Annotated in this window: 10 protein-coding genes and 1 pseudogene; 4 read left to right on the top strand and 7 right to left on the bottom strand. The window is 53.6% G+C overall.

The genetic code is table 11. The features are described from left to right. Window positions 1-249 precede the first annotated feature (249 nt). The 3 genes and pseudogenes from HEQ50_RS12905 to HEQ50_RS09965 all read right to left on the bottom strand — a co-directional run bounded on the left by HEQ50_RS12905 (window position 250) and on the right by HEQ50_RS09965 (window position 3,024). Entirely contained in the window at window positions 250-2,421 is a 2,172-nt protein-coding gene (locus HEQ50_RS12905; protein ID WP_370520148.1) for a YhgE/Pip family protein, read from the bottom strand. A gap of 111 nt (window positions 2,422-2,532) precedes the next feature. Then, a pseudogene (locus HEQ50_RS13000) lies at window positions 2,533-2,850 on the bottom strand (YhgE/Pip family protein); the annotation flags it as partial. A 12-nt stretch (window positions 2,851-2,862) separates the two neighbouring features. After that, window positions 2,863-3,024, bottom strand: a complete 162-nt coding sequence (locus HEQ50_RS09965; protein ID WP_168900371.1) for a hypothetical protein — start codon at window positions 3,022-3,024, stop codon at window positions 2,863-2,865. Window positions 3,025-3,182: 158 nt separating this feature from the next. On the opposite strand from HEQ50_RS09965, the gene HEQ50_RS09960 reads away from it, so the two are divergent. Then, the gene (locus HEQ50_RS09960; RefSeq protein ID WP_168900370.1) at window positions 3,183-3,761 is read left to right on the top strand and encodes a TetR/AcrR family transcriptional regulator; all 579 of its coding nucleotides are present in this window, start codon (window positions 3,183-3,185) and stop codon (window positions 3,759-3,761) included. 26 nt (window positions 3,762-3,787) lie between these two features. Here the strand turns inward: HEQ50_RS09960 and yaaA are convergent, their stop codons facing one another. Together yaaA and HEQ50_RS09950 are read right to left on the bottom strand one after the other, a co-directional pair. Further along, complete coding sequence (gene yaaA / locus HEQ50_RS09955; protein ID WP_168900369.1) at window positions 3,788-4,534, bottom strand: peroxide stress protein YaaA; 747 nt, start codon at window positions 4,532-4,534, stop codon at window positions 3,788-3,790. Between the two features lie 120 nt (window positions 4,535-4,654). After that, the gene (locus tag HEQ50_RS09950) at window positions 4,655-6,205 is read right to left on the bottom strand and encodes a glycoside hydrolase family 30 beta sandwich domain-containing protein (protein ID WP_168900368.1); all 1,551 of its coding nucleotides are present in this window, start codon (window positions 6,203-6,205) and stop codon (window positions 4,655-4,657) included. A 228-nt stretch (window positions 6,206-6,433) separates the two neighbouring features. Between HEQ50_RS09950 and HEQ50_RS09945 the strand changes: the two genes are divergently transcribed. Then, window positions 6,434-7,297, top strand: a complete 864-nt coding sequence (locus HEQ50_RS09945) for an AraC family transcriptional regulator (protein WP_168900367.1) — start codon at window positions 6,434-6,436, stop codon at window positions 7,295-7,297. Window positions 7,298-7,366: 69 nt separating this feature from the next. On the opposite strand, the gene HEQ50_RS09940 is transcribed toward HEQ50_RS09945, so the two are convergent. Then, complete coding sequence (locus HEQ50_RS09940; RefSeq protein WP_168900366.1) at window positions 7,367-8,344, bottom strand: aldo/keto reductase; 978 nt, start codon at window positions 8,342-8,344, stop codon at window positions 7,367-7,369. A 97-nt stretch (window positions 8,345-8,441) separates the two neighbouring features. Between HEQ50_RS09940 and HEQ50_RS09935 the strand changes: the two genes are divergently transcribed. Beyond that, window positions 8,442-8,858, top strand: a complete 417-nt coding sequence (locus HEQ50_RS09935) for a MerR family transcriptional regulator (RefSeq protein ID WP_168900365.1) — start codon at window positions 8,442-8,444, stop codon at window positions 8,856-8,858. 356 nt (window positions 8,859-9,214) lie between these two features. On the opposite strand, the gene HEQ50_RS09930 is transcribed toward HEQ50_RS09935, so the two are convergent. After that, window positions 9,215-10,594, bottom strand: a complete 1,380-nt coding sequence (locus HEQ50_RS09930; protein ID WP_168900364.1) for a DHA2 family efflux MFS transporter permease subunit — start codon at window positions 10,592-10,594, stop codon at window positions 9,215-9,217. A 251-nt stretch (window positions 10,595-10,845) separates the two neighbouring features. Between HEQ50_RS09930 and rbsK the strand changes: the two genes are divergently transcribed. Then, on the top strand, window positions 10,846-11,769 hold the full coding sequence (gene rbsK, locus HEQ50_RS09925; protein ID WP_168900363.1) for a ribokinase: 924 nt from the start codon (window positions 10,846-10,848) through the stop codon (window positions 11,767-11,769). Window positions 11,770-11,849: the final 80 nt, after the last annotated feature.

Here is an 11,849-nt window from a genome sequence, read left to right as displayed (position 1 = left end):
AAAATGCTTAAGTTACTGAACCGCCGTATACGGAACCGTACGTACGGTGGTGTGAGAGGTCGGTAGCCGAACTAATCGGCTACCTCCTACTCGATTGTTTCATGTGAAACATCGATGGGGCGTACGCGTTTAGTGACGCCTAAAAGCCGATCGGATAGATAACCTTGCCGATCGGCTTTTTAGCGAAATATTAGAACGGTCAAGGGAGGCTTGCCCCCGCGTTCCTTGATTTAGCGGTCAGGAAATCAGTCAGTCCTCGGCAATATCAATCTCGCTGATGCGGCTATGCCGACGCGCGTAGAACAGAATACTCAGTCCAGAGAAGAGGGCCATGATGAATGCCAAGACCGCCATGTCACGGATGGCGGAGTTACCGATCATCAGGGTCTCTCGCAACCCGTTGACCGAATAGCTCATGGGCAACCAGGGATGAATGGCCCGGAAGAAGCCATTCGTGAGTTGCAAGGGGTAGGTTCCGGCAGAGCCACCCAGTTGGAGGACCAAGAGGACCATGCTGAAGAACGCGCCGGGCTTGCCCAGCACGAGGTTGAGCCAATAAACAATGCTCATGAAGGCCCCACCGGTGAGGAGCAACATCAAGAAGGTCGCCCACGGGTGAATCGGTGCTAAACCATCGATTGACGCGAGTAAGCCCGTCATGAAGAGGGCCTCACCGCCAACAAAGACGGTCATGATCGAGGCCTTCCCTAACCACCAACGCCAGCCGCTACGTGGATATTTGCGTGGCGTATACATATCAAACATGAGATTGAAGGCCAACGCCCCGACAAATAGGGAGACCGACATCATATAGGGGGCCATTCCAGTCCCGTTGTTGGGGGCGTCGTCTGCATCGCGGTGGGCGGTCGTGGTGGGTTGAGTCAATTGCTTGTAGGTTAGCGAAGAGGGGTGTACCGTAGCGCGATTGCCAGCATGCCCCAGCGTTTGCGCTAACTTGGCGTTGCCGGCGTGAAGGGTGGCGGCGCCGGTGGTGGCTTGGCCGCTACCAGTGGCTAGCTGATTGGCGCCAGTCGTGACCTGTTGGTTTCCGGCCGTGGCCGTCTGCAGGGCGTTGGTCAGTTGTGGTCCGGCTACCGCTAACGTATTCAGCCCACTGGTTAAGGTCGTGGCGCCGGTAGCCAATTGAGACACACCGTTCTTGAGTTGGGGCAACTGTTGATTGGCGGTTGCGATCCCAGAACTGAGCTGTTCGGTGCCGTGGGTCAGAGCCGGCCCCTTTGCCGCCAACTGGTGAGAATGAATGGCCAGCTGTTGATTACCGGTGGCGAGTTGCGTGGTTCCCTGGGTTAACTGGGTGCCTTGGTGTGCGAGTTGCTGGGTACCATTGGCTAATTGAGTTGCACCCTGTGCGAGCTGGGTTGTGGCTCGATTAAGACTTGGCAACTGGTCGTTAAGGGTGGTCAACCCGGTGGTTAGACGATCGAGGCTTTGGTTGGCTTGGTTTAACCCCGTCGTGAGGGTGGCCGAATGGGTTGCTAATGTGGTGAGGTCACGCGTGAGCGCCTGCTGATTATTGGTAGCTTTGGTGAGCTGACTTTGTAAATCAGTGGTCGCATTACTGGTGCTGTCTAAATTATCGAGGTCATGGCTGAGTCGCTGAGCCGCGGTTTGAACAGCCGTATTTTCACGGGTGTTTGCTGTGCTGGTGCCCGCCGCTTTAAGCATGGCGGCCTTCTGGGTCGCGGTTAGTCCCTGGGCATCGGCGGTGGCGGCAAGCTTGTGCTGTAAAGTACTGGCCTGTTGTGTCTTTGTCTGATCAAGTGAGCGTAGTGCCGTCTGTAGCTGACTCGCATCGTTTTTAACGGCGGCGGATTGGGTGTGGCTAGTGGCTAACTTGGCGGTGGCCCGTTTGAGTGCGGCCTGTTGACTTTGTGAGGTCTTCAGGCCAGCCCGTAGCCGTTGCAGGCCGGTGGTCACTGCGGCGCTTCCAGTGGCTAACTTCGCATAGCTGGCGTTGAGCTGATGGGTACCGGTGACCAAGGTCGCGGTGTGACTGCTAAGCGGTTGGACGCTGGTGGCTAGGCGAGACAATTGGCGACTGAGCGTGTTGGCATTGGCGTTGACCCTGGTGGTACCGGCAACAAAGCGGTGGGTGCCCGTTGCCGCGGTGTGACTGCCACTGGCGAGTTTAGTCGTCGCCGTTGCCAGCTGCGCGGTCGCTTGGGTGTAGGCGTTGACTCCCGTGCTAATCTGTTGGCTTCCCGTGGCCAATTGCTGGCTCCCTGCCACCAGTTGTCCGGTCTTGCTTGAGAGTTGGTTCAAGCCGGTATTGAGGCGTTGACTGCCCGATTGCACCTGCTGGACGCCCGTCACAAACTGCCCGAGCTTGGTCGTCAAGGTATGCTCGCCATTAGTGAGCTTCACCGTGCTAGCGGCTAAGGCAGTCAGTCCGTGAGTCATCTTCTGGTCAGCCGCAGTGAGTTGTTGGCTCCCCGTCGCCAACTTTTGATTGCCTTGCCCAGCCCGTGTCATGCCAGTGCTGAGTTGGTGAATGGTCGCAAATAGGGTCTGAGCATAACTCTTAGTGACGGTATCGCTGACGGTCTGCGCCGCTGATTTGGCCGCCGTGGCCGTCAATTTGGCGGCGATAAAACTGTGGCCAGCACTGGTCTGGTAGTGGAGCACCATCTGGTGTGGCGTGGCCTGCATCAGGGTCGTGGCATCGTGCGAGAAGTTCTGGGGGATGGTCAGCACCATATAGTACTTGCCGTCCCGCAGACCGCGTTGTGCGGTAGCCTCACGCGTCACGGGAATGAATTTCATGGCGTGCGAGTGCTTGAGTGAGGTGGTCAGATTCTTCCCGGTCGCCAGCTGCTTTCCCTGATAATGGACGGCGCGATCCTAATTGACGACGGCGATAGGTAAATCATTGAGCCTACCGTACGGGTCCCACATGGATTTCAGAAAAGTAACGGCGTAAATTGATGGAATCAACATGACGACCGCTAAGACAATCAATAGTAATTTATGTTTCATTAGATAGTGCCATTCAGCTCGAATCATCGGTGACTTCCCCCCAGTTATGATAGTCTAAAGTCAAAATTCACCTCATGTGTGGCTAAAGGATAGGCATTTTCTGGCGGAGCGTCCACAACAGAAAAAAGCAGTTTGAGGATTAAACCGCATATTTGCCACATCTGGGGTGTAACTGGAGGGATTAGATGACAGATCGACGCGTTGTTCGGACGAGACAGGCGTTACGGCAGGCCTTTCGCCAATTGGCCCAGCACTACCGGTTTCGCGAAATTACCGTCCAACAATTGACGGATGAGGCCAATATTAACCGCAAAACCTTTTATCTCCATTTTGAATCGATTGATGATTTGGCCGAAAGTTTTACGGCGGAGATTGCCGATCAGATATTGGCCTTACTCTTGCAGGAACCAGTCGACCATGACCCCTTGGATAACTCGGGGATTTGGTCGGATCGCTTAGGCGCCTTTTTTGAGGAGGCCCCGACCTTTTATACCTTTATTCTGACGTCCGACGACTATAGCTTTCTCTCACGCCGGGTGAAGGATCGCGTGGCGGCGGGACTCATTGCGAGATTTCAGGCCGACTATCAACTCCGTGAGATGGATGCCAAGATTGCGGTGAACTTCCTGATTGACAGCACGCTGACCCTATTTCGCCTGTACATTACCGGGCAACTGGACCTCTCGCTGGACGCGTTCAAGCAGCGACTACGCGTCTTGAATCTCCGGGGATGGCGGGGATTCTTGGCTACCGTTCATCAGTAAGCGTGGCCGGTCGACGACCCGTCTAGTTATTTTTGATAAATAAAGACCCGTTCGTTGGCCGTGGAGCGCTCTGCCGAATACTGCCAGTCGGGATGGTCAAACTGCGCAATGGCATCAATGGTCTGGGCCTGGTGTTCGGCCAGAAACCGGACCATTTCACCACGGGCCATCTTGGCCAACGTGGCCTTCGTCTTTAATTGATCACCCACCAAACTGCCGAAAACCACGGTCACCAAGGGTTGGTGTGGCGCGAGGTAGGGGATAATCGCCTTGGCGTATTCTTGTGAAGCGAGATTGATGATGGGTTCTGGCGTTGGCGTGAGGGCCTGATACAGCCGATCCGCCCAGAAGTCATAAAGATTCTGGGACCCCGTGACGGCCAATTTTGACTGCATTTCCAAGCGATAGGGGACGACGCCGTCAAATGGCCGTAGAATCCCGTAAAAGCCGGAGAGAATGCGCAGGTTAGCGCGCACGTAATCCAGTGCTGGCGCGGTAAACAGATCGGGCGCCATGTATTGATATTGAATACCGCTAAACGCGAGGAGTGCTGGGGTTAGCTGGTGGGTCAGGTCGAGTTTCTGTAGCCAATCGTAATTGATCTGCGCGAGCCGGTCGCTACAGTGCCAGAGGGCTTTAGCTTGTGCGTAATTAAGTTGGCGTAACCGTGCTAAAATGCGGCGCGTATCGTCCAGATACTGGGGCAGGCCGTCGCAGGCAAAGGTGTCGGGATCGACGACCATCTTCTTGGCGGGGGCAATGATCATTTTCATGGGACGTGGGGACCCTCTTTCGGAAAGTTTAGAGATTAAGCGTAGCATATTTTTCACGTGAGGACGCCAAAAAGAGTCCAGACCGTAGCCTGAACTCTTAGAAAAGTGGGAATATTAGCGTTAGAGCAGTTGACTCCCCGCATTTTGGCCAGGGGCCACGTCATCGTGGTTGGCTGGTGTCGGGTTCAATGCGAATTCATCGTCAGCAGGAATGGTTGACGTGTTGATCTCGTCATTGGATTTGTGCAAGGTAACCGTTCCATAAGCCGGTACCGTCGCAACTTGCCAGTGATTGCCGTCGCCGTCAATCGTCACGGCCGCCTTGATTGGTGTGGCCGTTGGGTTGTACAGGTGGGCCACGATGTCGCCGTTAGCGCCCAGAAAGGCCACGGAGCCGAGACTGCCGGTGTAGCCGTCTTTGGTGTAGTTGGTCGAGCCAATCACTGTTGAGCCGGTTGGCACGTCTTGCCCGAAGTTACGGAGCATGAAGTATTCCAGATTCCGTTGAACTTTCCCGGTAGTGTGGTCGATGGTGACGACGCCTTCCCGGCCGGTGGAATCCGCGGCGTTTGGCAAGCCCCGTTCATCCAACGCGAGGTTCCAAAGGGTAATCATGCTCAACCCATTGTGGACCAGCCAGTTGCCGATGATCCCGAACATGATGTGCGCAGATTCTTCGGGATCGTCGGTCATCATGCAGCGCCGTTCGGTCATCACCACGTCCCAGTTAGGGTAGGTCCGGTTGGCGTTGTACAGGTTTTCAAATGGTCCGGAGTAGGTATGGACAGCTAAACCGTCAAAGGCCGCGGCTTCGGCCGGTGTGACCTCTTCTTCGATTGGCTTGGTCAACGCATGGAAACTGTCGTCCAATAGATACAGCTTGGTATCGGGGAAGGAACGGTTCAGGGCTGGCCGTAGGTATTTGTAGCCAAAGTTAGCCAATTCGGGCACCGTCCAGATCATGGCTGGCCAGTGGGCGGCGTTGGACGGTTCATTTTGAATGGTCAGACCGTAAATAGGAATCCCCAACTTTTGGTAGGCTTCGATGTAGCGAATGAAGTATTGGGCGTAAATGTATTCAAAACGGTTCTCTTCGGTGTAGCCGTTGCCCGTGAATTCGCCGAAACGCAGGTGACCACCGTGGGTCAAATGACCGGTATTCTTCATCCAGGCGGGACCGGACCACGGTGAGGCGATGATCTTCAATGCGGGGTTGATTTCCAGGATTTCCTGTAAGACGGGAACAATGTTTTTTAAGTCCTTCGTGGCATCGGGTGCGCCCGGTTCACCTTCACCAATGGAGAAGTGTTCCAGTTTGTTGTCGTGTTCCCCATAAGGCATGTCGTCGTAGGTGTAGTAGTCCTGACTCTGAAAGTCACAGGAGCCAAGGGGCACCCGTACGCTAGAGAAGCCACCTTGTTCGGGATCAAAGAGTTCGGTTAACAGGTCGTGACGTTGCTTAGCGTCCATGACCTGCCAGAGTAGGTGAGCGGCGGAGTCGGTAATGGCGGCACCGGCGCCTTTCCAGTCCTGATGCTTGTCGGTTGGATCGATGATGATCTTCTTGGCATCCGCGATGTCGGTTTGGTCATCCGGTGTGGCTAACGGGGTCCGACGTTGGGTCAGATCACCGGAAGTCGTGGTCCAAAATTCATGGTTAAATTTTCTCATAACTAAACTGCCTCCAATAAGACGTGATTGTTGTGAAATAAAGATGAAAACGGGCAAAACTCTAAAATTTCAGCCCGGGTACCCTTTAATCGTAACCGCTTACACTCAAATCGTCCATGCCGATTACTACCTTGAATTTGTCCAAATGGAAACAAATCGTGATTGTCGTGGGGTTAACAACATGGTAGGCTGAACGTAAGTAGCGGTGAGAGAGGAGTGACAGCCTGAATGGCCCAACAATATCTGTTCCAGACCATTGAATCGAATATCTATCTGTATGCCGGCCATTTTCAACGCAACTTTCCCAGCTGGCATTACCCCCGGGAACAGCATCAGCTATTCGAATTAATTACGGTGCTGCAGGGGAGCGTGACCATGTTTATGGGGTCCCGCCGGCGGGTAATCACGGCTGGCGAGGCGATCATTATCACGCCGGAGATGCCTCACGAAAGCTTCAATTTTAGCGGTGACCGGCTACAATTTTTCTGTTTTCACTTTAACGTGGGCGACTTGGAACTTAAGACCCAGATCATTAAGAATCTGGGAAATGTGGTGGCGCCCAAAGAGTCCACCGTCAGTCGGGCGGCGCACCAATTTATCCGGTCGCTCATGACCCTGGATGAACATGAGGTTCAGGGCACGACGCGTAAATTTCGGGTGGAAATCTTCTTTCTGGAATTACTGACGGCTTTGTCTCAGGCCCAGCCGGTGATGACCGTGGCCCAGGAGTATCCCGAGCGCGAGGTGGTCTTGGCGCAGAAGCTGGCTAGTGGCCTCTTCCGGGATGACGGGACGCGCCGTACTTTTAAGGCGGTTTGCGCCGATCGCAACGTGAGCACCACGTACGGCCACCGAATCTTCAAACGCGTCTACGGCATTACACCCAATGGGTACGCGAACGAACGGCAATTTAGCCGCGCCAAGGTCTTACTGGAGATCGGCGAGAACTCCATCGAGGCCATTGCCCTACAGATGAAGTTCAGCAGTCAGGCCAGCTTCAGTAAGCAGTTCAAGAAGTGGTCGGGGATGACGCCTAGTGCCTTTCGTAAGACCCAGCAACGAGAGCGGCACTCGGCCGACTATCTTGGTTAGCCAATGTTTCATGTGAAACACCGCAGATACGTCAAAAGCAGCCGGCATAAGCCAACTGCTTTTAAGGGATTACCACATATATTCAATGGGGTCTTTAATATATTTGTCGTAAACGTCGGTCACAATGGCCATTTGATCGGCCGACAGTGGCTTCACTTCCGCGGCTCGCGTATTCCGTTCGATTTGACGCGGATTGCTGGCCCCGGGAATAACGGCGGAAACGGCGTCAAACATCAGGATGTAACGCAGCGCCGTGTCGGCGAGATTGTCCGTGCCCAAGCGTTCCTTGAGTTCTTGGGCCGCCTTGACCCCGATTAAGTAATCAACACCGGAGAAGGTTTCACCCTTACTGAAGTGTTGGCCGTCCCGGTTGTTCATCCGGTGGTCGGCGGGATCGAAGTGGGTGTCCGCGGTGAATTTCCCGGTCAACAAGCCACTCGCCAAAGGTACCCGCGCTAAGATGCCCACGTTAGCCTTTTTGGCGAGGTCAAAGAAGAGCTTGGCAGGGCGAAGCCGGAACATGTTGAAGATAATTTCGACACTGGAGATGTCATAGTCCAGGGACTTAATGGCTTCTTCAACCCGTTCAACGCTGACGCCGTAGTTGGCAATCTTGCCTTCCTTTTTGAGATCATCTAAGGTCTTAAACGTTTCAGGTTGGTAGTAAATGCTCATGGGTGGACAGTGCAGTAAGACTTGGTCGAGCGCATCAACTTGCATGTTTTGCAAGGACTCGTCAACGTAGCGCCGGATAGCCTTTGGACTGAAATGGTCTTCGGTCAACGGCATTTCCTTGCGCCCAACCTTGGTGGAGTAGTGAACGCCGGGGTGGCGCTTGACGAATTGGCCAACGACCTTTTCACTCATGCCATCCTGGTAACCATCGGCCGTGTCGAAGAAGTTGACGCCGTGGTCATAAGCGGCTTCTAGGGTGTCGAGCGCGTCCTTTTCGTCAAAGGGTGCGCCCCATTTGCCGCCTAATTGCCAGGTGCCGAGTGAAACTTCGCTGATGTTAAAACCAGTTTTGCCTAACTTTCTAAATTCCATAGTAGGTAACCTTCCCTTCTAATTTAAATTAAGCATAGCACTTGAAGCGCGCTTCAAGTAAAGTTTTTTATTTCGTAAATGATAGGACTGAGCGAACATGACAGAATTAAGCATTTCAGAGGTTTCACGGCAGTACCATTTGGCACCATCAACGCTACGGTATTACGAGCGGTTGGGATTGATTCCCAACGTGCAGCAGCGCGGTAACCATCGCGTTTATAATGAGGCCAATCTGGAAAAATTAAATAGTATTGTGTGTTTTAAAAATTCCGGAATGAGCATGAGCGAACTCCAGACGCTACTGAGCTACCAGGAGACTGGCCCGGATTTGGATAAAATCTTAACGGTGTTGACCGAACATGAGGTCAGCGTTGCCCAGCAGTTGGCCAAATTGGAGCAATATCACCGTCACATTACCCAGAAGGTCGCCTTTTACTCAGCGATTAAGGCGGCGGAGGCCACGGGAGCCCCGCGGCCGGACTGGGCGGATTATAAGCCGGGGGATGAGCGGTAGGGGGGATATTTGGGAAACATGCGGCTTCTGAAACGCGTTCACCCAGGCAGGTCCCTGCGCTTAACCCGGCTAAGCACCGGTTTTCGTGGGTGTTTAGGCTGGTTTGGGTCGTTAGGTTATCTCTCGCCAGGAGATTTGGGAAACATGCGGCCTCCGAAACGCGTTCCGCAAGCCAGCTTCCTCCGCTTAGAAGCTAAACGGCTTGCTTCACGCTCTTATACAAAAAAAGCAGCCCCGCGTTCTACTCGGGACTGCTGTGGTCAGGTGCGGCGACCTTCGGAATGCTTGCGCACCGATCGCTTTCTCTCACCTTGGTTTGGCACCATGAGCTAGTATCGCACGGGTGCCTGGGGAAGTCAACCTTCTTGGGCCCCGCGGACCGTCATTAATTTAACGGAGACGCCTAGCGCGATGATGAGGAAGATCAGGCACATCGTGAAGCCCGCCTGAATACCTATCTGGGGAGCGTTTGGTCGTGCCGTGAAAAACTTCGTCGCCAGGTTAATCGTGGCGATGATGATCGCGGTCCCAAATGACCCGGAAATCTGGCGTAACGTGTTGAACGTGGCCACCCCATCGGCGACCAACCGGTTGGGCAAATGCGTTAGCGCGTGGGTTTGAATCGGAATCAGGATTAAAACGAGACCGAGTTGGCGGATGGTCTGGCCAACCGTCAACATGACGACCGAGGCGTTGACGTCGATGAAGGCCTGCATGAAGGTTCCGAAGCAGTCAATTAACAGTCCCGTGGTCACGATCACCCGTACCGGATAGCGGTCGTATAGCCGGCCACTAATCGGGGACATGACCCCGGTTAAGCACGCGCCAGGAAGCAGGGCGATCCCAGAAATAATGGGGCTCTGGTGCATGATGGACTGGATGAGTAGCGGCAACAGGATGGTATTCCCATACATCGTGGCAACGATCAGCGCGTTCAGCGTGGTCGCGGTGGTGAACTGTCGGCTCTTAAAGATTTTCGGATTGATCAGGGGATTCTGACTATGTAATTGTTGCCGAATGAAGAGAGTTGTCAGAATCAGCCCCAGGATAAATGGCACGGTGACCAACGGAGACGTCAGCGCATACTGGCCCACATTTGAGAAGCTCCACAACAGACCCAACGCACCGAAGCTGACGAGGAAGAGGCCCAGCCGGTCCAGCGTCGGTGATTCCTGGGTCGGCACACTCGGAAGTAAGATGTAGGCCAGGATGAGGTCCAGCAGGATAAAGGGCAGCACTAGAATAAAGAGGTAACGCCAGGAGAAGTAGGTCAAAATAACCCCGGAGAGCGTGGGCCCAATAATCGGCGAGAAGTTAAAGGCGAGCCCGACGATGCCCATCACGGCCCCCTTCTTGGTGGGTGCGGCGTACCGGATGGCCAGAATGTTGACCAGCGGCATCATGACGCCCGACCCAGTGGCCTGAATCATGCGGCCAAGGATCAGCACCCAGAAGCTCTGCGCCACACTACCCAGTAAGGTTCCCAACAGAAAGATCACTGAAAATAGAATAAATAGCCGCCGAAACGTGAATTTCTTAATCAGGTAGGCACTCACTGGAATCATCATCGCGCTGACCAGCATGTAGCCATTGCTAATCCATTGAACGGTCGATGAATTGACGTGAAAGACGGTCATAAACGTCGGCAAGGCCACGTTCATTAGCGTCGAGCACAGAATGCCGAAGAAGGTGCCAAATACCATGATGAATAACGATTGTTTCATTTGCTTAGACATTGAATGGCCTTCTCTTCTGTAGAAATATAAAATTGCACAACTTATCCAATCATACTGATGATTGAAAAGTTAGTCAATCTTCTCACTGACCGGCGTTAGATTTTGGCTGGTCGATTGTGGACAAGGCCGGAGCAATAAAAATAGTCAATTGGTGTGGTTATTCAGCACCTTTACGTCCTTGTGAATCTATTTGTAAGCGTTTACATCAACGGGCAACTGTGTTAATTTAGAAAGTAAAGAGGTGTCCAGGTATGAAAAAAAGTGACGTGTTAGTAATCGGATCAAACATGATTGATCTCGTAACCTATATCAATCGCATGCCCGTGGCGGGTGAAACCGTGGAGGCCGAAGACTTCTCGATGGGTTTCGGTGGCAAAGGGGCTAACCAAGCCGTGGCCGCCGCACACTTGGGGTCTCGCGTTAGCCTGCTGTCGATGGTCGGCGATGACAACTTTGGGCAGCAACAGTTAGCCAATTTTAAGGCCGCCAATATTGACGTGACGGGGGTTGGCGTGGGCCACAAGAGTAGTGGTGCGGCGCCAATCTTCGTGGACCCAACGGCGGATAACCGCATTCTCATTATCAAAGGCGCTAACAATGAACTGACCCCGGCCGTTTTGGATGCGCATCTCGATCTTATTCAAAACACCAAGTTAATTGTTCTCCAACAGGAAATCCCGCTCGAGACGAATTACCATGCGATTGATTTGGCTAACCAATACGGAGTGCCAATCCTGTTAAATCCGGCCCCGGCTAACCGTCATTTGGACATGGAACACGTTCGGCGCGTGGACTTCTTCTCACCGAATGAAACGGAGCTGGCGACCTTGACGGGGTTGCCAACGGAATCGATGGATGAAATCTCCCGAGCGGCTCAACGGTTGGTCGATATGGGGGTTAAAAACGTGCTGGTTACGATCGGGTCACGCGGTGTGCTGTGGGTCAGCGCGACCACCAGTCAGTTGATCGATGCCGTCAAGGTTGATGCGGTCGATACCACGGGGGCCGGGGACGCCTTCATCGGGTCGTTTGCCCACTATTTCGCGCAGGGAGACACGATTCCTCAGGCGTTACGCCATGCCAATGAATACGCGGCGATTACGGTCACGCGGCGGGGAACCCAGAAGTCCTACCCGACAGCTACAGAAATCGCGAAGCTGTATCAACCTAGCTAATTAATAATAATGGGAATCCTTTAAGTTTATAGTCACGAAGAGTTTGGCCGTTTGCGCCAGACTCTTTTTTGCATTGTGCG

It is taken from the genome of Lactobacillus sp. HBUAS51381, from assembly GCF_012641095.1.
In the GTDB taxonomy this organism is placed as follows: domain Bacteria; phylum Bacillota; class Bacilli; order Lactobacillales; family Lactobacillaceae; genus Levilactobacillus.
This window is presented reverse-complemented; position numbering and strand designations above follow the sequence as displayed.